Origin of the sequence: Marinobacter sp. KM021 (assembly GCF_050707965.1) — a bacterium.
Lineage (GTDB): Bacteria > Pseudomonadota > Gammaproteobacteria > Pseudomonadales > Oleiphilaceae > Marinobacter > Marinobacter shengliensis.
Genome location: NZ_CP136129.1, coordinates 3,933,043 through 3,952,829, shown reverse-complemented (window position 1 = coordinate 3,952,829; position 19,787 = coordinate 3,933,043). Strand labels below are relative to the sequence as shown.

The window sequence follows — 19,787 nt, the reverse complement described above, 5'->3', positions numbered from 1 at the left end:
CTAACCAAAAATAAACAACCTTCCCCCCCTCGAAAGGGCGGGACAGGGACGGAAGGTTAATTTATCAGTTTTAGACTATGCGCCCTTTTTAAGGCTTGAGTTCGGCTGGAAACGCCCAATTTACTGTATAGGTTTTTTAGGTGCCATTTGACAGTACCCTCGGATATTCCTAATAGGTTCGCAACTTCCTTATTAAATAGACCATCCCCAATTAGTTCCAGAATCTCACGCTCCCTTTCAGTAACCTCTGATGCACTCAAGAGTTCGAGATCAGAAATGTCAGATGGTAACGAGTCAGATTCAAGGTCTTTTTCAAAATTGCCTAACAATTTTGGTGCAGGTTCCATATTGTTTACTAAGCCTTCAATATAAGGCATCAACCGCATTTCGTGTGCGTCTAAACTTGAAGCAATATTTTTTAGAAGATGCTGCCCACCTTGAAGTTCATCTGCAAAGGTTCTAAACATGCCTTGCGCTTGACCTAGTGCGAGTGCTGGAATTAAGCTTTTCTTAGCCGCCTTGGTTTGGCCAATTTTCCACTCTCCAAGCGCAGCCAGCATTCTGAATTTAGCACTACGATAAAGCGCACCCTGACGGTCTAGAACAGTAATACGCTCATGCAACTCCTTTATAAAACCCTTAGATGGTTGATTAAGGAGTTCAATTCGTGCCTTCGATATTAGCCAATCATCATGTAGGAGTTCTTGAGCAATAACATCCGGATTCACGGTCTCAAGATACTGTTCAAAACGCCCTAGCTCTCTAGTTGCTGATATTCCATCACCCTCCCATATATCAGACTGAATACGCTCTGCATAGCAGTGGCCCTCCAGTCGGACCCACCCTCTTTTCATGGCAACCTTTTCGAGCTTATCCAGTAATATCCAAGATTCTGCTTTTTCTCCGCGCAGCTTACTTATTCGAGCAAGAAGCGAATAAATGGTTTGTGCTGTTATCAATAGGCAGGCGTCCAAAGAGCCCGTCATTGCAGATGCTAATAATTCCTCCGCCTCCTCTATTTCGTTACGCTCATAGCAAAGCTCGGCCAAGTTCGCGATGGCTGTCACAGAAGCCATCGAACGCCGACCGGCGATTTTTTCAGAAATCGCTAAAGACTCGCCTAGCAATGCTTTAGCTCTATCTAAGCGTCCACGCCAGAACCAGGCCAAGCCTTCAAAACTTTTTCGGTATCCCTCACCAAAGTGAAGCTTATTGGTCATTCGAGCTGCTTGCCGCTGTACCTCAACTATCTCATCAAAGCGCATTTGATGGAGATAAATATAGCCTAGGACATTGAAGACCACTTCGTACTCAAATCTATTGAGCTCGCTAGGCGCTTCCATCAATGGCTCCGCAGAGCGCCTAGCGTCTTCCAATCGGTCCTCAAGTAGTGCCAGTAGCGATGACGTTGTCTGTATTTGTTTTTGCAAATCCTCTTTTCTTTCCATCAAATCAACATCATCACTTTTCTGCAAATCAGACTCTATCTCATGAAGCAAGCCATGAATGGGAGGAAGCTCCATCATTAGCATCTGAGCCCGGACGATTGCCAAGCGTATGTCAATATTCTTGCTCAACTCATGCTCTGGTATTTGCTTTCCCCAATTGACCAGTGTGGCCGTTCGGCTTTTTTCTAGCATTTCCGATGCACAGCGTTCGATGAACGTTTTAGCAAGATCTGAATTACCAATGGCTAAAGCGTGACTCACTGCTTCAGACCACAACTCATGAGCGACGAACCAGTTGCAAGCAAGACGATGAAGGGCTAACACCTCCTTTTTACCTAACTGACCCAAACGTTCTCGAAGAAAATCAGAAAATAACCGATGAAGCCGGAACCACTCATTATTGTCATCAAGCGAAAATATAAACAAATTCAACCGAGACAATTTCTCTAAAAAGGTATTCCCATCGCTTACCCCACCAACCACCTCGCATAGCGATACGTTGAAACGCTCTAAAATTGAGCAGCGTAAAAGGGCTTCCTCACAATCTGAAGGTAATAGTTCCACTAATACCTCATGGAGGTAGTTTTTAAGATCCTTCGAGCCGCTTGCAAATTCATTAAGGAATTGTTTTGGTTCTTTGCGAAGCCTTGGTGACAAAGCCGCCATTTGCACGCCGGCAACCCATCCCTCGCTAACTTCGTAAAGCAATCTCGCGACGTTCTTAGGTAGATCCAACTCAACAACTTCGTTTAGAAAAATCTCAAGCTCACTAAAATCCATTCGAAGATCAGAGACACCCAAGATTAACAATTGGTTTTCCAACTTCAGCTTAGATAGCCGTATGGGAATTTCGGATCTGGTTGCAATGATAATATGGAGATTTTCGGGTCGATTCTGTATCAGACGCAACATTAGCGAGTGAATTTCAGGATTAGTAATGCAGTGGTAGTCGTCTAATGTAAGTAGGATTTCCTCACGAGAGGCCTCTAACTCGGCGAGCAAAATCGATTCAACAACTTCAATCGATGAAGATAGTTCAGAGTTAATCGCTAAAATAGATTCATTGCAGAAATTCGACTTCGTTATTGACAGTGAGGCAATGAGATATGATAAGAATCGCTTTTCTGAGTTGTCTTCTTCTGAGAGACTTAACCAAGCTACAAGCTTATCTTCACCTCGATACATGTCCGCCCATTGGCCAACGAGTGTAGTCTTTCCATACCCTGCAGGCGCCTGGACTAGTGTCAAAGCATGCTTCATGATTGCCGGGGCAAGACTCTCCAGCCGTTTTCGGGAAAAGAGAGGCTGAGACCTCCTTGGCGGCGAAAGTTTGGTCGGAATCAACGGCAGGCGCCAATTCGAACTCAGATGATGTCGCATGTCTCTTAGATCTTGTTTTTGCCTCATTCCAGCCCACCAAATATAGCGCCTATTAAATTTACACGCTTATTATCGATTAAGCGCAAACTTGCCCATGCCAATGATACAATCGTGTGCAGTAGTTTTATTCCACCGGAAGGGATTGGCCAGTTTTTCGTTGTGAACCTTGATACACTTCTTAATCCCTGACTTCGATTCACCAACGCTGGTTAAATTTCCTCGATAAAGTTCGCGCCGATCCAGTTGACCAAACCACTTATCAACCTCATTCAACCACGACGCGCTGGTTGGGGTGAAATGCACCTTGAACCGAGGATTCTTGGCGAGCCAGGCTTTGACCTCCGAGGTGTTGTGAGAAGAGTTGCTATCTAGGATGACATACAGCTGCAGATCCTGCGGGGCTTCCCAATCGATCTGTCTTAAAACATCTAAAAATTCCAAGGCGTGATGACGCTGGGTGACACGGCCAATCACTTCGTCCGTCAAAATGTTGAGGTCCGCGTAAAGGCTTGTCGTGCTATGTTGCTCGTAATCGTAAGTATGACGCTCAACTTGGCCTGGCTTGAGCTGTAGATTTGGGTGTGTTCGATCGAACGTCTGAAATTGGGTCTTTTCATCAACAGAGAGGACCAGCGCATTCAGATAGAGGCCGACAATGCCACAAACGTTCTCGAAAAAATACGGATTATTCGTGATTTTAACGTAATGAGCCGTTGCGGCTTCAAATTTAACGCATTCTTCAGCTGATGCACTTGCCAACACGCCCCCCCAGCATGTTCGCGTGAGGCTGATACTCCAGTGCAAGGCTTGTATCGGAACCTGGTGAACCGTGTGCTCATAAATTTTGACGTCTCCACGGTTCAGTTTTCGGTGCTGGCTCAGGCGCGGGGAATCATAAAACCCTTTAAAATCATGCACACTGTAGCGCTTGCGCCACTTGAATACCATTTGAGTGTTAACCTGAAGCAAGCTTGATATCCCTTGGACCGTCTCGCATGCATTCCCTAAGAAATGAAGACTGACACGATGAACTAGGCGTTTGATCAAAGTGCTGGCTCGGCACCCGCCATGGAGTATCAATTGATCGTATAGGGTCAGATTGAATGGAGCTATCGGCATGGGCACAATCGAATACTTCTCTTACTTACAGAAAAATTTCTATCCTAGCTCATATTAATCAGACGGCGCACTAAATCATCCTGTAGAGTAGGGGAACGACAACACAAAAGCTTCAGGCTCAAATAATCCAATTGATCCATTGAGCCAACAGGTCGACAAGATTGAGTTGCCATGGCGGGACACTTTATATGCGCCCCGACATGGCCCATGCTAAGTTTGTACTATTTAGAAAAAATATTTACTACAGCTGTAGCTTCCTCAACTCCGTAAATGCCGCCGCCATTTTCTTGAATGGCGATTTGAGCATCTTCGACTTGTCTTTTTCCAGCCTCGCCTCTCAATTGAGTCACTAGCTCATAAACTTGCCCGATTCCGGTTGCGCCAATCGGGTGCCCTTTGGATTCCAGACCGCCCGATGGATTGATGGGAATTCGGCCTCCTACAGTGAACTCGCCAGCTTCAGCAGCCCAACCAGCCCCACCGTATGGCGCTAGCTGGAGATTCTCGGCCTGTATTATTTCCCCCATCGCAGTCGCATCGTGAACCTCGGCAACGTCAACATCGGTTGGAGCAACGCCAGCCTTTTCATAAGCATCTTTAGCAGCTAAAGCAGTTAGGTGATTTTCAAAATCATCGAAACTTCTATCTGAGCTAGATCGCACAACACTGGCAAGCAGCCTAATGGCTCTTGAGCTGTCCCCCTTAAGCCTCTTTAGCCCCTCGGCGCTACACAAAACCGCAGCCGCCGCGCCATCCGAAATCGGAGCGCACATCGGCAATGTAAGTGGGTAGGTTATAGGCGGCGCAGCCAAAACCTCCTCGATAGTATACGCAACCTGATACTGCGAGAGAGGATTATGAACAGAGTGTCGATGGTTTTTTGCGGATACCGCAGCGATTTGTCTTTGGGTCGTTCCGAATGTTTTCATATGAAAACGGGAGAACGCTGCATACACATCCATAAACATGGAATATGGTCTAGGGGACTGAGAGCCCTCCGGGCATTCGACTCCCTCCCCCATCTTTAAGAGGATGTCCCGGTTATCACTCACGGTTTCAACATCCCAAGCAGAGTCAAACGCCGAAAACATTTTTGCCTTATCAGGGCTGTTCATTTTCTCTACGCCCACAGCAATTGCAATGTCACAAGACCCACTCCTAATAGCGTTCTCGGCCAAATGAAGGGCTGTGCTAGCAGATGCGCAAGCCCCCTCAAGGTTAAAGATAGGAATGCCCTCAAATCCCATCGACCGCAAAGCAACGTGACCAGGAATCATATGTTGATCATGCATTAAACCGATAACACAAGAGGCGAAAAATGCTTGCTTTACATCAGCCTTGCTAGCTCCAGCATCAGTAAGCGCCTGCTCGATAGCCTCTCTCGCCAGTTCCTTATAACTATGATCAAAATGACGACCAAATTTTGTCATACCAACGCCGGCGACAAAAATATCTTCCATTATATTTCTCCGAGATTACAAATTTTAAATCACAAATTTGACATTTATTGTCACTATGATTTATGACTTTTTTACCTTGCCATTACGAAATTTTCCGTTCACCTTTCCAGTATCTTTCACGCACTTTCCTGCGTAAGACCTTACCAACCACACTAGTAGGAAGCTGGTCGACAATCATTAGAGATTTTGGCGCTTTGTAACCACCGATCAGACCTTTAACATGCGCAACTAATTCATCTTCACCTACATCACAACCTTCGCGTAAAGTAACCTCAGCATGAACCGCCTCGCCCCATTCTTCATGCGGGATGCCAACAACTGCCGACATTAAAACTGAAGGATGGCTATTAAGTGCCGCTTCGACTTCATTAGCATAAACGTTAAACCCACCTGAAATAATCATATCTTTTTTTCGGTCAACCAAGTAAATAAACCCTTCATCATCCATATAACCAAGGTCGCCCGACTTCCAAAATCCGTCCTTAAACTCATCGGCGGTTTGCTCCGGAGCATTTAAATATCCGAGACAGATACTTCGGGAACGTAGCCAAACCTCACCGGTTTCTCCCTTGTGGACCTTCTCACCTTTTTCGTTCACGATTATGCATTCAACGCCAGGGGTCGGCTGCCCAGCTGAACTAAGCCTAACCTCATCTTCTTCTTTATTAATCAAATGCTGACTCGTCCCCATGTTCGATGCAAAACCAAAATGTTCGGTAGAGCCATAACACTGAACAAAAATATTCCCAAGTTTTTCTTGCAACTTTTTAAGCTTTCCGGGACTCATAGGCGCAGCGCCATAGATCACGAACCTCAGAGAACTCAAATCTGAATCGATCTCAAGCATACGATAAAGTATCGTGGGAACAAGAAACGTGAGCGTCGCTTTTTCTTTTTCAATGTTTTTGCAGTATAGATTCAAGTCAGGTTCATTTTGTGTAATGGTGCAACCACCAGAATACAACGTTGGCAAAAATAACATACCACTTCCGTGACTTATTGGTGCAATATGAATGCATCTGGGATTTTTGATCCATGCATCCTTATCTTGCAAGGCAAATGCCGTGTCACGGCAGCTAAGCCAGTTATCAATGCTGTACATTGCTGGTTTACCCTTACCTGTTGTACCTCCTGTAAACCGAATTATTGCGCAATGTTCTCTGTCATCAACGACTATATCTGGATTATGATCCGACGCCTTGTTGACCAAATCCCAGAAATAGAAAACACCATCAAGACTTTCTTTAGGCTCATCCATTACAATCACAGTAACGTTTCTATCCCGTAGCATCTTGTAATGAGAGTCGAGGAGCTCATTTTCAATAAATGCCACTTTGGCACCAGAAGCTTCAACTTGCCAAGTATGTTCTTCCAAGGAATCTCTAAAGTTTGTAAAAGCTCCGGTCACACAACCTTTAAAAATAGTAGGAGCATGAAGTAACGAAAGATTGTCGTTATCCAAAATATTAACAAACCTATCACCAGCACCGAGCCCTAAAGACGTCATCATGTTTACAATTCTGTTAGTCAGTGCATGAAACTCTGCGAAGCTGTATCGCCTATTACGCTCAATATTTACAATAGCTTCACATTCACCATATCGATTTGCCAAATTTTCCATGTGATTACTGAAATTAATTTTCATAAATTCCTCGCTTGTTAGGACTTATTTTTATATAAGCTATGGTCTCAGGTCATTATTTAATCGAAAACAGTAAAATAACTATTTTTCAACTAAAATTGAGCGAAACTCTATAGCGTCAGAAGACTCGTTTTTCTGAATCTTTACTTCTCCCGAATTGACCAGAAAAATTAAGTGCGCAAATGTTTCCTCAAGTGCGAGGCAGCGACCGAAGCCTTTCACCGCGCCCCAACCTACAAAAGATAACAATTCATCTGTAGTTAACCATTGATCAAGCTTTCGAATTAACGTTCTTAACAGGTTGTGATGATGCTCTAAAACCTCGTCAACCCTAGCTATTGCATTGAAAAATATCCTTTCATGCGCTGGTAAAACTAAATAATCTGGGTTAACCCATGACTTTAGATCAGTTAAGCTTTCGAGCCAATTTTTGATAGGATTGTCATTTAAGCTTATTATATCCGTACCTACATGAGGCGTTATGCCTGGAAGCACTTGGTCCCCAGAGATAAATATTCCTAGCTTGTCGTTTTTAAGACATATATGCTCAACGGAATGACCAGATCCGGACCAAATATCCCAATCATTTTCGCCTATAATTATAGAATCGCCTTTTTCAATTATTTCTACTTTCTCTGGGAGCGGACCATAAAGGTTATCCATTACTCTTGCGTATTTCTTTAACTCAGGTATTTCTGTATTCGAAACCCCCAAAGTTCTATAGAAAAAGTCATCCTTTTCATGGTCACTGGATAACCTGCTAAACTCGTCACGCCTGGCTTTGGAAATTTCATTCTCGGAGGCATAGACTGGAACTTGGAAATGTTGCTGAATCCAGCCAGAGAGGCCAATATGGTCAGGATGACAGTGTGTAACCAACAATCCAGTGAGCTTTTTTGGCTCAGGTAGTTTTTTTACTATTTCCTCCCAAATTTCCCGATTAGCATCCGAACTTGGGCCACTATCAATGGCAAACCAACCGCCTTTATCTTTAATCAGATAGATATTTATATGATCAAGCTTTGAGGGAATTGTAAGCCTTGTCCAGAGCAGACCAGCACTGATAGAAACCAGCTCTCCAAATTTAGGAGGAGCTATATTTATTATGTTTCCCTGAGCAACGCTTTTATTGGTAGTTTGCACAATTTATCCCTCAATGAACTGTTAAATTTTAATTAATTTAAAAAGAGCCCTCCATTTTTGAGGGCTAAAGGGACACATCCTTTTACCGCTATTTCGCCTGCATAACTGTTGCAGCATCAAGACGGATATAGCGACCATTCATATACCCATTTTCAACTAGAAATGCGCAGGCTGACGCAAACTCATCAACATTACCCATTCGTTTCGGTGCTTCGCACATTTCGATCAAGGCATTTTTCACCTTTGAATCCAGCGCATCTACCATCGGAGTTGCGAATAATCCTGGGGCAATTGAATTGACGCGAACACCGATTGAACCTAGTTCACGTGCTGCTGGAATATTGATTCCGTTAACCCCGGACTTAGAAGCGCCATAAGCGCACTGTCCAAGCTGTCCCTCCCAAGCAGCGCCCGATGAAACGTTAATAATGACGCCCCGTTCACCATTTTGATCCGGTTCATTCAGTGCCATCTTTTCTGCACACTTGGCCATTACTGTATATAGGCCCACTAGATTGACGTTTATTACATTTCTAAAATTATTGATCGAGCCCGCAATTCCATTTTTATCGAGAATCTTTTTTGGGGCTACAATCCCCGCCGCATTTATGTCCACATGGATTGCGCCAAATTTTTGGATCGTTGCGCTAATCGCGGCATCCACATCGTTCTCTTCGGTGACATCAGTGGCTATAAAAATCGCGTTTTCATCACCGAGCTCTTCTACAGCATTCAGTCCGGCTTCTCGGTTCATATCTAGTAAAGCGACCTTTGCCTTTTTCTTTTTCACAAGATAGCGCGCAGTTGCTAGCCCTAGACCCGATGCACCTCCGCTAATCACAACTACTTTATTTTCCAAATTCATGATCTACTCCTGTTTGAATATTTGAGACCTAAATGCGACTTAGTAACCTTTGAATTGAGGCCTTCGCTTTTCACTAAATGCATTAAGGCCTTCCATAGCGTCATATGAACGCATGTGGCGTCGGAAAAGTACCTGTTCATGCTCCAACGCAGCGTGAAGAGCCTTGCTGCCTGTTTCATTCGCTACAGTTTTCATACGTTGAAGCGCAATTGGGCTTTTCTCTGCGATTAACTCTGCAATCCTTTGTGTTTCAGCCCGCAGGGAATTAAGATCCACCACTTGATTCACAAATCCGTAAATTTTCATTTCTTCTGCAGAAAGCGTGCTACCGGTGAAAAGCAGAAATTTCGCTACGTTAAGAGGAATGATTCTTGGTAAAACTGCTGCGCCGCCAGCTCCAGGGTATACGCCGTAGTTGGCGTGCGCGTCTCCGATTCTTGCGCAATCAGCCGCAACCACGATGTCCGCACACATGGCGGTTTCAAGGCCTCCAGCCATCGTGATGCCGTTCAAGGCCGCGATTACCGGCTTAGGGAAGTCACGAAGTACATTCAAAACGCGCTCAGTCAATCGATCGATAAAATCCGCTTCTCCGGGTTGTAAACGAGCAGAATTAAGGATCTCTTTCAGATCTGCACCGGCGCAAAAGGCTCTCCCCTTTCCAGTCAAAACAATGACTTTTACGGCATCATCATTAGCGATCCTGGGCAAAATCTCTTCAAACTCATCCAGCATCTGCAGATTGATCGCATTCATTTCATTCGGGCGGTTTAGATTAATCCACCCAACGGGTCCAGATTGCTCATAAAGTAAGGCACTGTTCGTCATTTGATTACCTCGCCAAGTCATCTTGTTTTGGTGGCTTTTTAACTGAAGGCCGGTACACCAGTTAGTGATCGGGCGATTAACAGCTTTTGGATTTCAGTCGTTCCATCTGGAATAGGGCCAATTATTGCTTCCCTCGCTAGTCGCTCTACGATGAACTCTTTAGTAACTCCATTACCGCCGTGGATCTGGACCGCATCACGACAGGCTTTTACCGCGATTTCTGTGCTAAACCACTTTGCCATCGCACACTCTTTGTCACACCGCAAACCTTGATCAATCATTTCTGCTGCCCTGAGCGTAAGTAATCGAGCGGCATCAATCTGCGTAGCCATGTTGGCAATTTTCTCTGCAATCAGCTGATGACCTGCAATCAATTTCCCATGTTGAGATCGGGTTTGACTGTATTTAATTGACTCTTCCATCGCCCGCCGTGCAATCGAATAGCCCCACGCGGCCATGTGACACCGGGCACGCTCAAAGGTTACTAGCGTGTTCTTTAATCCCTGCCCGATCTCTCCGACAGTGTTCTCGACGGGTACGCGTACATCCGCGAGGAAAATTTGAGAGGTTGATTGTCCGTTCAACGCCATTTTAGGAATGCCACGCACTTCGAGGCCCGGCGTATCTGCCTCGATAAGGATGTGTGTCAATTCGCCTTCGCCGGTCTTACAGGTGCATACGAAGATATCCATATGTTCTCCATTGGAAATCCACGTTTTCTCTCCATTAATGACCCAATAATCCCCATCACGGACTGCACGCGTCTTTGCAGCCGCAACGTCCGAACCGACGTCAGGCTCAGATATCCCCATGCTTATGAAAACTTCACCAGAGAGCAGTCCGGGGACATATTTTTCCTTCACGGAATCAGAAGCATTTCTGATTAACATGTCTGCGCCGGAAACATTGATAAGGATTGGTAACGCCAGATCGATTGCGCTGACACCAACCTCCTCCCACAAGCGTAAATGTGTGACCCAGTCCATCTCTAAGCCCCCCCACTGTTCTGGGAACGGCGCTCTGATCAGACCATATTCTGTCAACGTTTTGATGAAGCCCTTCATCATCTCTTTGGGAATAAACTTTTCACCGTGGGCTCTCAATTTTGGCTCAATCTCAGCGTCGAGAACCTTCCTCAAGCCGTCCGTGGCCATTCTTTGTTCTTCTGTCATCTGCATGGTCATAAAACCGCCTTTCTAACTAAGGGAGAGCTATCGTTGGTAGCTCGGGTTTATTGGATATTTCTAACCGTATCTCAATCGTTTTGGTTTCACCCCCCTCAAAAGCGGGGGTAGGGCCAATGATCAATTTTCTAGATACTTAGCTTTCTAAGAGGCCTGTTATCAAAAACCGTCGATTAGCCAGCTCGTGGGCGTTCCCGGGGCATCCGGGGGTGCAGTAACTCCGCTACGGCAAGGCAAAATTGGCAGAAAGCGCGGGAATTCCAGCCCTTATCAGCTTTGACAATCCCAATTGCTAGATAGCGTCATTTTTTTGGTAGGCGTTTGTGGAACATATGAAACGACCGGAAGGGGCGGTCCCTGGCTTGGCCAGTTCAGGTATTCAGATGGTCACTAACCGTCAAACCATCGCGTTTATCGGCAGATCAGTGCCTTACACCTCAATTTTCATAACTTGCTTTTTGGCGGCCCTGGACTTGGCTATTATCAGGCTGGGAAGAGATCACCCGAGAAATTTTCCAGGGCCCTGTTGATCAACCTCGTTTTCGCCATAGGATTATTCGGTATTGGTCTTCTCCTACCCGTTCTTCAGCTGGTTTGTTCTGACGGTGACGGAACTCACTGCGGTAATCCCGGTACTCAGCAATGCTCTAACCCACCTGCTAGCCTTCTGTCCGACTATTATGGCACGGCCAATGTTCTTACTTGGCCAGACCGTGTCATTGCTACTTAACGCGGCAGACCAGAATACGAGAAAAAGCGAAGCCAACGGTAGTGCTACAGCCTTGAGCACAATCGGCAGTGTTGTTGGCTGCCTGCTGACGTCTTCGGTGCTGATGTACTTGCTTGGTGTGGGCTACTCCATCTTCTTTAATTGCGCAATTCTGGCCATCTGCGCTCTGTTGGTGATCAGTCCCGATCGATCTCCCATGAATTCCGCCCTGATTGGCGTTGCTGCTGAGGTGAATCACAAGAAGGTTTATCGGCTTTACCGGGAGGCAGGCCTGGCCGTCCGCAAACGCAAGCGCCGTAAAGGTGTGATGGTGGAACGACAGCCCCTCGTGTTGCCCGATGCACCGAATCATTCGTGGTCCATGGACTTCGTGATGGATTCCTTGGCCAACGGGCGCAGGATCAAATGCCTGACGATCGTGGATGACTTCACCAAGGAATGCCTCGACATTCCCGCGGCCATGGGCATCTCGGGTGAACAGGTAGCCCGTACCCTGGATGGCATTGCGGCCTTCCGAGGCCACCCGAAAGCCGGTAGAACCGACCAAGGGCCGGAATTCACTGGCAAAGCACTCGATCAATGGGCCTACCGTCATGGCGTTGAACTGAAGCTGATTCAGCCCGGAAAGCCGATGCAGAATGGTTACGTCGAGAGCTTTAACGGAAAATTCCGGGATGAGTGTCTGAATGAACACTGGTTCCGAGATCTCGCACACGCCCGGGAGAAGATCAGCAATTGGCGCTTGGACTACAATGAGCAGCGTCCGCATTCATCCCTGGGGTATCAGACACCCCTGGAATTTGCCTCCGCTCTCCGACTTGGCAAAACTGATTCAGCAGTAACGGACATTACTAGGAAGCAGTTGGATTAAAGACTGGGGGCAGGTCAGGCATTATCTATTCCCGCCCCCAACAAGATGCGTTCACCTCATCGCTGCCTATGTTTGCTGACATCACTACACACGCGAGGCAATTAAGGCAGGCTGTGCAAACGAGCGGAATTACCAATCGGGTGACGGCGCATACTTTTCGCCACGCTTTTGGTACTGAGATCCCGAAGTGATATCCGAACGGTTCAGGAGAGCCGCGGCCACAGCGATATTCGCACGACTGAAATCTACACCCACGTTATTGGCGATCGACGAGCTGGAACAGTTAGTCCATTTGACCGTTTGCTAGGTTCTTGAAGAATGACCAAGCGCTCAACTAGGCAGACAGAGCCGAGGATTACAGGCGCCATGAATGTTCGCTTTTTTTTAACAGCGGGAACAAGCGCCACCACATCCCGTAAGCAACGGGCAAAACCAACCTTTCTACAATGCCCAAGAAACTGACAGTGTTCCAAAGCTGAAGTTGTCTTTATGGCGCTCGTCTTCGCTCGTCGAGGCACGCAATGTGACCGCGGCCAGCAGGTGATCCCACTGCCAGGTAGCGCCCAGACCAAGCTGACCAATCAGCGGCCCTTCGTCGAAACGATAAGCCCCGGCATTGTCGTCGATGTAGGAATAGCCTACATACTCCACACCCAGCCCCACATACACGGACCAGCTACTGCCCGAATCCTTGAACGAGCCCGGCAAAGCGATGGTTGAGGAGGTACCAGCGTAGTCCGGCACAAAATTTATAGGAAGGTGTCTGCCAAGCTGCCAGACCAACCCGGTTTTAGCGGAGGTTCGAAAACTCGACAGTAGTCCGGATCCGATCACCGACACACGCTGTTCAATGTTGCCGCCCTGCCCGAGTTGCAGGAGTTTTCGGCCATGCGCAGCCTGTATGCCACCCACCACATCGGTTCCAAGCTGATTCCCCCACCCTTGCGGCTTGTCGCTTCCCGTGGCTTTGTGCACCCATTTCTGAACCGACTCGGCACCGCTTTCGGGCCCAATAACACCAATGTGAGCACCAAAGCCGGTAATCGTATCGGCGTTCCAGCTCCATAGTGTGCCGCTGAGCGACAGGTGGCCGGCATAGGGAATGTCGTCGAACTGCGGATCTTCAACCGTAATATCTTCAGGTGTGACCATGAATTGCCGCAAACTCAGGCTTACCGCCTGCTTTGAATCAGCAGTTCCAATACCTGGCAGAAAGCGCAGCTCATCACGCAGAGTCCGGGCAAATCTTGCCGACTTTCCATCGTTCTCGTCAGCGGTGTCTGTCAGATACGAAAAGCGTACCCCGTTTGTATAGCCGCGATCGGTTCCGGTAAGCAGGTCGTTATCCCAGGACAGGTTCACGACTTCAGCCTTCAGGCTGGTTGGGAAAACACTAATGACGAAAAACAGCAGGAGGGCACATCCGCAGCGACAACTCAAATCCAGTCTCTCCGGTTGATACAAGAGTTAACAAGCATGGCCTATGTCGAGTCATACCGTTACAACGGCCACTCAATCAGATGTGCAGACTAAGTCGCTTTCCCTCGCTTTTCTAGCTCCCTCCCATCGACGCAGTCAGCTCTTCCGGATTAACGTGCCGCCGGACGAGATAAGAACACCCGATTACTTGGAAAAGTTCAGCTGTAGTCAATCGACCTGACAGATACTGGCTCTTTAACTATTGGTAGTCTGAACTCTACACTAATCGCCCCGAGTGTCAGCTATGTGGTTGCCGAATCCCCCCCGTTACTCTTGATAACCTCTGATGCGGCCAACCCTTGACTGTTAACGAGAGCCGATGGGTGATACTCTCTCGCAAAATATAGCTTTCTACAGGCGGACTCTCGGACTACCCCGCTCGACAATTGTCCAATTTCGGACAGTTAAAACCAGACATTTTTTCTGAGCTTGGAGTTCGCATAGTAAACTGTGAACTGGAAAATAAGCAGTTGGAGCAGCGGTCATTCTGTCCAGTTAAAGCCATCTCTAACCTGACAAGTGTGTGCCCAAACTTGGGATAAATCGTGTAACTAGCGGTGTTAAAAGAACTTTTCGCGAGCTTCCGCCCGACCTGCAAGTTACTGACGAACAACGATTTAGACCCACCGACCTCACTCCAAACCGCCCCCAATCGGCGCCCTCCGGAGGCAGAGGTCAGAGGTTCGAATCCTCTCGGGCGCGCCATATTCAATAAAAAAGCCCACCTTGAGTGGGCTTTTTTATTGAATGCTGGTTTGCCTGAGGGCAGATGCAGAACCTCCGTTCGACAAACTGCGCCAGCAGTTTGGGCGCCGCAGTGCAGCGAAGGCGGGGCAAAGCCCCGGAAGATCGCCCTCAGGCGATCTGGAGTCTATCCTTCCCTGACACACCCCTCTCTCGCTTTACCATTCCGCTCTCCGTCAAAACGACGCAAGCCGGTGACTGGATTATGAGCTCAAAGCCAAGCAGCCAAAAGCATGTATTCCACTCAGGAACCGGTGGTTAGAGAAAATCTGCAAACTCCCGAAGCTTCGAAACTGTTTGGGGTAACTGCTGCTTTTGCAGCGTTGCCAGAAAAGTATCGACACTGAGTGACGGATTCTTCAGCGCTGCCCGCTGCGCCTGAAAAGCACGGCAACATAGGGTCGGCGCCATGTCAATCTGATAGAGAATAAAATCGTCAGGGTGAATCACTTCGATATCGTACTGGCGAAGCGACGGATCAGGAAAATCCTTGAGGTTGAAAGTAACGATGGCGTTGGCGTTGCAACGGATGGCGGCGGCCAGCACATGGCGATCATCCGGGTCCGGCAGATCCAGCCCCTCAATCAGCGGTTCGTAGCCGTACACTTTTGCATCGCGCACATGCCGATCCATAAGTTCCCTCACCCGCAACAAGCTCTCGGGGAATGCTTCTTTGCCCTCAGCAGCGCGTTGATCCACTCATCGTGTATGTGGTCCGTCCAATGTGCTTTGAACAAGTCTGTCAATGCCAGCCGCATCAGCGCATCTCTCAAGGGTGCGGGATACAGCACGCAGGCATCATAAACAACGGTGAATTTACTCATTCCCTGTCAGTATCCCATTCCCTCGTCCTGGGAGAGTTCAGCCAATTCATCCAGTGTGGCCTGACGTTGACGATCGACCTGTTCCTTGTAGCTCAAGACATCTTGCAGCTTGACCCGCCGATGCGCACCTACCTTCCGGAAGGGTATATCACCCGCCTCCAGCACCTTCACGAGAAAGGGGCGGCTGACGTTCAAGAGGTTAGCCGCATCCTGTGTACTGATTTCCTGGTGATATGGGATCAGGCTGATGGCATTGCCTTGTGAAACCTCTGCCAGAACGTCCAGCAGAATTTGCAGCACATGCCCGGGCAGCACCAGTTCGTCAGTCTCGCCGTTGCTGCCACGGAGTGAAAGCTGTACTCGATCCACGTCCGCATACTTAGACAAGGTGCGACTGGAGAGCTTGGCCTGTTCCACCTCTGCCGCCGTCGGCAAATGTACAATTTTCTGAGCAGACATCGCAGCCCCCTGATATTAAAACGATAACCATCTGAAGGCATATTATGCCGCTCAAACGAAACAACCGAAACAAACGAAATAGACGATTCCGCTATAACCAGATGCAAACTCTGACCAAGTTCATTGGAATTGCGCATGTTTTCATGGCTGCAAGTCTTGAAAAGATCCGTTTGAGTTAAGGAAGTACGGAGTGACTGAAGATCAGATGGAACTACAATGCCTGCAATGGTTCGCCGAAGATGGCTGAGAGATCGTCCGGCAATCTGCTTCAAGCATTATAAACCACCCGCCCCAACTCACTGATGTCATACCCCCCCAACGCCTCTGCCCGCTGGCCGAAGCGCTCGCATCGGGCAAACGCCAGCAAGCGCTGCATGGCGGGTTCAAAATAGTGGCGCCGGCGCATGGCGAGATCAAAATGCTCCTGCTTCAGAGGAATAAACGCCAAGCCCTGGCGGCGCGCTGCCGCCTCGATACCCAGCCCGATATCCGCCTCGCCCTGGCGAATGGCCAGCGCCAGGTCGTCCTCGCTGAGTGACGGGTGAACAGCCCATCTGAGTTGTTTCGCGTCAATACGGTGGCGAGCGAGTAAGCTCTGGAGCAAATGGCTGACGCCGGCATCGGGCTGGCGATGGGCAACCCGGATGCCGGGGCGGGCGATGTCCTCTAGCCGCACCAATTGGTGAGGGTTATCGGCGGCCAGTAGAAGCCCCTGCTGACGTTTTGCCCAGCGGATCAGCACCAGGTCGCGCATGCCACTCAGGCCCAGGGTGGCCGGGTCATTGTAACACTGGCTGTCTTCGTGCCAGATATGCATACCGGCGAGCATGGCGCGCCCATCCACCAGTCTCTGCACGCCATCACCGCTCCCCTGGCACAGCAAAGCCAGCTCCGCGCCGCTTTCCTTCACCGCCCATTCCAGCAGCGGGTCCTGACTGCCCGCCAGAACGGGCGGGATCGGCGTGCTGACGGCATCGTCACCCTCCAGGTGGTTCATCAACCACAGATCCAGCCGCTGGCGCGGGAAGAGGAGCTTGCCTGTTACCCGGACACAGGGAATCACGCCCTGGCTGACCAGGTCGTAAACCTTGCGCTCTTTGAGCCGCAAATACTCGGCGGCTTCAGCGGTGGTGAGATAAGCAGGAAGGGGCATCATTTTCTCCAGCTGCGCGGGGAAAGCACAGGACTGTTTCAGGCTGCATGAATTCCGGAAGGCTGTGCAAAGCGTAGTTAAAAACGCCACGATGCTCAAATAATAAGGAGACGCAGCAGTGGAAAATAATGCGTTCTATGTGGCGTTGTCGTTGCTGTTAAGCCTCGACGCCTCGCTAATCCAGATCGTCGCGCTCTCGCTACAGGTGTCGCTTCTGGCCGTGCTGATTGCAGCGGTGCTGGGGTTTCCGCTTGGCGCTGCAGTGGCGCTGTGGCGCTTCCCGGGACGCGGCGCCGTGGTCGTGGTGCTGAACGCACTTATGGGACTCCCGCCGGTGGTGGCCGGGCTGATGGTGTATTTGCTGCTCTCCCGCGCCGGGCCGCTCGGTGAATGGGGGCTTCTGTTTACACCCGGCGCCATGGTGATCGCCCAGGTGGTGCTGGTGCTGCCCATCCTGGCTGCGCTGTCGCGCCAGAAGGTGGAAGAGATGCTGGGCGAGTACCGGGAGCAGTTCGTGTCTCTCGGTATGTCCCGGGCTCGCATGATGCCCACCCTGCTCTGGGATGCCCGTTTTGCGCTGTTGACGGTACTGCTCGCCGGGTTTGGCCGGGCCAGTGCCGAAGTAGGCGCAGTGATGATGGTTGGCGGCAATATTGATGGGGTCACCCGGGTAATGACGACCGCCATCGTGCTGGAAACTGGCAAAGGCAATCTGCCCCTGGCGCTCGGGCTCGGCATTGTACTTTTGACGCTGGTCATGTTGATTAACGCCGGCGCCTATCTTGTAGGTGAACTGAGCAGGAGGCGGACAGGATGACCTCACTGAACGCCCCCCTCATTTCCAGATCCGTTCTGCTTCCACCACCGGCCCTGTCCTTCCAGGGTGTCGCCTTCCATCACGAGGAAAAGACATTGCTGGGCCCCTGTTCCTTCACCCTGGACGGCCCCGGCCCTACCCTGGTGATGGGCCCCAACGGCGCCGGCAAAAGCCTCCTGCTGCGCCTGGCTCACGGGCTGCTATCGCCAACCCAAGGCCGGATTATTTGGTCGGATGAGGGCATTCCCCGCCAGGCCATGGTGTTCCAGCAACCGGTGCTTCTGCGCCGCTCTGCGGTGGCCAATCTCCGGCACGCTCTGGCGGTCAACAACGTCCCCCGTCGGGCACGGGCGAAACTGGCACTGGATGCCCTTGAACGCTTCGGCCTGTCGGCCTGCGCACATACACCCGCACGGGTGCTTTCGGGTGGACAACAACAACGCCTTGCGTTGGCGCGGGCCTGGGTGCTCTCGCCCCAGGTGCTGTTTCTTGACGAACCCACCTCGGCGCTTGACCCAGCCGCGATAAAGGCTGTCGAGGCCGCCGTGCTGGATTTTCACCAGCGAGGCACACGCATTGTGATGACCACCCACGATTTACATCAGGCCCGTCGGCTCGCCGGTGACGTCCTGTTCCTGTCTGGGGGAAAAGTGCGCGAACACACGGCGGCTGACACCTTCTTCAGCAACCCAGTATCCCCCGAGGCGCAAGCGTTTGTTACCGGAGAACTGGTGGAATAGCTCCGCCTCAGGACTTTGACATGAAGTGCCCCGAAAAACACTCCCAACGCACGGAAGGAAAAACAAGATGAAAAAGACCCTGAATCTGCTCTTTGCAATCGTAATGGCGATGGGCATGTCGCTCAGTGCGCACGCCGAGGGATACATCATTCTCGCCTCCACCACCTCGACGGAAAACTCGGGGTTGTTCGACTCTATTCTGCCCAAATTCAAAAACGCCAGCGGCATCGACGTGCGGGTTGTGGCTGTTGGCACCGGGCAGGCCTTTGAGCTCGCCCGCCGCGGCGACGCCGACAGCCTGTTGGTGCACGACACCAGCGGCGAACAGCGATTTATCGACAATGGCCATGCCACCGGGCGCGTGGATGTGATGTACAACGACTTTGTACTGATTGGTCCAGCAAACGACCCCGCCAATGTCCGCAACGCCAAAACCGCAGCCGAAGCGTTTGCGGCCATCGCCAGTGCCCGAGCCCCGTTCACTTCACGGGGTGATGACAGTGGCACCAACCGCGCCGAGTTGCGCCTTTGGGAAAACGCCGGTGTTGAGCCCGATGGCGACTGGTACCGGGAGCTTGGCAGCGGCATGGGGCCAACGCTCAACACCGCCGCGGCCATGGACGCCTACGTGATGTCGGATCGCGCCACCTGGGTAGCGTTCGGCAACCGGCAGAACCTGACTTTGCTTTTTGAAGGTGACAACGTGCTGTTCAACCAGTACGGCAGCTTGTTGCTCTCGGAACAGAAGCACCCCCACCTCAAACATGATCTAGCCCGTCAGTGGCACAACTGGCTGATTTCCGAAGAGGGTCAGCAAGCGATTGCCGACTTTAAAGTGAATGGACAACAGTTGTTTTTCCCGAATGCCAAATAGGCTAACCTCTGGCTATGTCCGTAGATA

15 protein-coding genes and 1 pseudogene are annotated in these 19,787 nt (G+C 49.8%); 4 read left to right on the top strand and 12 right to left on the bottom strand.

All coding sequences use genetic code 11. The annotated features are described in order from the left end of the window. Positions 1 to 56 precede the first annotated feature (56 nt). The 8 genes from RVM24_RS18430 to RVM24_RS18395 all read right to left on the bottom strand — a co-directional run bounded on the left by RVM24_RS18430 (position 57) and on the right by RVM24_RS18395 (position 11,069). Complete coding sequence (locus RVM24_RS18430; protein ID WP_431474545.1) at positions 57 to 2,855, bottom strand: LuxR C-terminal-related transcriptional regulator; 2,799 nt, start codon at positions 2,853 to 2,855, stop codon at positions 57 to 59. 42 nt (positions 2,856 to 2,897) lie between these two features. Then, complete coding sequence (locus RVM24_RS18425; protein WP_167373049.1) at positions 2,898 to 3,797, bottom strand: IS630 family transposase; 900 nt, start codon at positions 3,795 to 3,797, stop codon at positions 2,898 to 2,900. 371 nt (positions 3,798 to 4,168) lie between these two features. Next, positions 4,169 to 5,407, bottom strand: coding sequence for a thiolase family protein (locus RVM24_RS18420; protein WP_094626088.1), 1,239 nt, complete (start codon positions 5,405 to 5,407; stop codon positions 4,169 to 4,171). Between the two features lie 82 nt (positions 5,408 to 5,489). Further along, a complete protein-coding gene (locus RVM24_RS18415; protein WP_286920782.1) occupies positions 5,490 to 7,052 on the bottom strand; it encodes a class I adenylate-forming enzyme family protein in 1,563 nt (520 codons plus the stop codon). Positions 7,053 to 7,130: 78 nt separating this feature from the next. After that, the gene (locus RVM24_RS18410) at positions 7,131 to 8,192 is read right to left on the bottom strand and encodes an MBL fold metallo-hydrolase (RefSeq protein ID WP_167373050.1); all 1,062 of its coding nucleotides are present in this window, start codon (positions 8,190 to 8,192) and stop codon (positions 7,131 to 7,133) included. Positions 8,193 to 8,280: 88 nt separating this feature from the next. Beyond that, entirely contained in the window at positions 8,281 to 9,057 is a 777-nt protein-coding gene (locus tag RVM24_RS18405) for an SDR family NAD(P)-dependent oxidoreductase (RefSeq protein WP_094626091.1), read from the bottom strand. 39 nt (positions 9,058 to 9,096) lie between these two features. Next, positions 9,097 to 9,885, bottom strand: coding sequence for an enoyl-CoA hydratase/isomerase family protein (locus tag RVM24_RS18400; protein ID WP_058091432.1), 789 nt, complete (start codon positions 9,883 to 9,885; stop codon positions 9,097 to 9,099). 38 nt (positions 9,886 to 9,923) lie between these two features. Then, a complete protein-coding gene (locus RVM24_RS18395) occupies positions 9,924 to 11,069 on the bottom strand; it encodes an acyl-CoA dehydrogenase family protein (protein ID WP_053114414.1) in 1,146 nt (381 codons plus the stop codon). A 959-nt stretch (positions 11,070 to 12,028) separates the two neighbouring features. On the opposite strand from RVM24_RS18395, the pseudogene RVM24_RS18390 reads away from it, so the two are divergent. Continuing rightward, positions 12,029 to 12,670 (top strand): annotated as a pseudogene (locus tag RVM24_RS18390) (IS3 family transposase); the annotation flags it as partial. Between the two features lie 441 nt (positions 12,671 to 13,111). On the opposite strand, the gene RVM24_RS18385 reads toward RVM24_RS18390, so the two are convergent. The 4 genes from RVM24_RS18385 to RVM24_RS18370 all read right to left on the bottom strand — a co-directional run bounded on the left by RVM24_RS18385 (position 13,112) and on the right by RVM24_RS18370 (position 17,329). Beyond that, positions 13,112 to 14,134 (bottom strand): lipid A deacylase LpxR family protein, encoded by a 1,023-nt coding sequence (locus tag RVM24_RS18385; RefSeq protein ID WP_286920779.1) that lies wholly within the window; start codon positions 14,132 to 14,134, stop codon positions 13,112 to 13,114. A 1,017-nt stretch (positions 14,135 to 15,151) separates the two neighbouring features. Continuing rightward, positions 15,152 to 15,592 carry a PIN domain-containing protein gene (locus tag RVM24_RS18380; protein ID WP_431474544.1) on the bottom strand — a complete coding sequence of 147 codons (441 nt, stop codon included), beginning with the start codon at positions 15,590 to 15,592 and terminating at the stop codon, positions 15,152 to 15,154. 131 nt (positions 15,593 to 15,723) lie between these two features. Continuing rightward, positions 15,724 to 16,176 carry an excisionase family DNA-binding protein gene (locus RVM24_RS18375; RefSeq protein WP_061333153.1) on the bottom strand — a complete coding sequence of 151 codons (453 nt, stop codon included), beginning with the start codon at positions 16,174 to 16,176 and terminating at the stop codon, positions 15,724 to 15,726. Positions 16,177 to 16,444: 268 nt separating this feature from the next. Beyond that, positions 16,445 to 17,329, bottom strand: a complete 885-nt coding sequence (locus RVM24_RS18370) for a substrate-binding domain-containing protein (RefSeq protein ID WP_431474543.1) — start codon at positions 17,327 to 17,329, stop codon at positions 16,445 to 16,447. 118 nt (positions 17,330 to 17,447) lie between these two features. On the opposite strand from RVM24_RS18370, the gene RVM24_RS18365 reads away from it, so the two are divergent. The 3 genes from RVM24_RS18365 to RVM24_RS18355 all read left to right on the top strand — a co-directional run bounded on the left by RVM24_RS18365 (position 17,448) and on the right by RVM24_RS18355 (position 19,760). After that, positions 17,448 to 18,146 carry an ABC transporter permease gene (locus tag RVM24_RS18365; RefSeq protein WP_058092941.1) on the top strand — a complete coding sequence of 233 codons (699 nt, stop codon included), beginning with the start codon at positions 17,448 to 17,450 and terminating at the stop codon, positions 18,144 to 18,146. Then, positions 18,143 to 18,886: an ATP-binding cassette domain-containing protein gene (locus RVM24_RS18360; RefSeq protein ID WP_431474542.1), complete on the top strand. Its 744-nt coding sequence runs from the start codon at positions 18,143 to 18,145 to the stop codon at positions 18,884 to 18,886. The genes RVM24_RS18365 and RVM24_RS18360 overlap by 4 nt, the downstream gene beginning before the upstream one ends. Before the next feature lie 67 nt (positions 18,887 to 18,953). Then, entirely contained in the window at positions 18,954 to 19,760 is an 807-nt protein-coding gene (locus RVM24_RS18355) for a substrate-binding domain-containing protein (protein ID WP_431474541.1), read from the top strand. The last annotated feature ends 27 nt before the right edge of the window (positions 19,761 to 19,787 follow it).

Bases quoted from the DNA above. Each gene is read 5' to 3' on its own strand.
- RVM24_RS18430 (WP_431474545.1), bottom strand. From the start codon at position 2,855: ATGAGGCAAAAACAAGATCTAAGAGACATGCGACATCATCTGAGTTCG.
- RVM24_RS18420 (WP_094626088.1), bottom strand. From the start codon at position 5,407: ATGGAAGATATTTTTGTCGCCGGCGTTGGTATGACAAAATTTGGTCGT.
- RVM24_RS18415 (WP_286920782.1), bottom strand. From the start codon at position 7,052: ATGAAAATTAATTTCAGTAATCACATGGAAAATTTGGCAAATCGATAT.
- RVM24_RS18405 (WP_094626091.1), bottom strand. From the start codon at position 9,057: ATGAATTTGGAAAATAAAGTAGTTGTGATTAGCGGAGGTGCATCGGGT.
- RVM24_RS18400 (WP_058091432.1), bottom strand. From the start codon at position 9,885: ATGACGAACAGTGCCTTACTTTATGAGCAATCTGGACCCGTTGGGTGG.
- RVM24_RS18395 (WP_053114414.1), bottom strand. From the start codon at position 11,069: ATGACCATGCAGATGACAGAAGAACAAAGAATGGCCACGGACGGCTTG.
- RVM24_RS18375 (WP_061333153.1), bottom strand. From the start codon at position 16,176: ATGTCTGCTCAGAAAATTGTACATTTGCCGACGGCGGCAGAGGTGGAA.
- RVM24_RS18370 (WP_431474543.1), bottom strand. From the start codon at position 17,329: ATGCCCCTTCCTGCTTATCTCACCACCGCTGAAGCCGCCGAGTATTTG.
- RVM24_RS18360 (WP_431474542.1), top strand. From the start codon at position 18,143: ATGACCTCACTGAACGCCCCCCTCATTTCCAGATCCGTTCTGCTTCCA.
- RVM24_RS18355 (WP_431474541.1), top strand. From the start codon at position 18,954: ATGAAAAAGACCCTGAATCTGCTCTTTGCAATCGTAATGGCGATGGGC.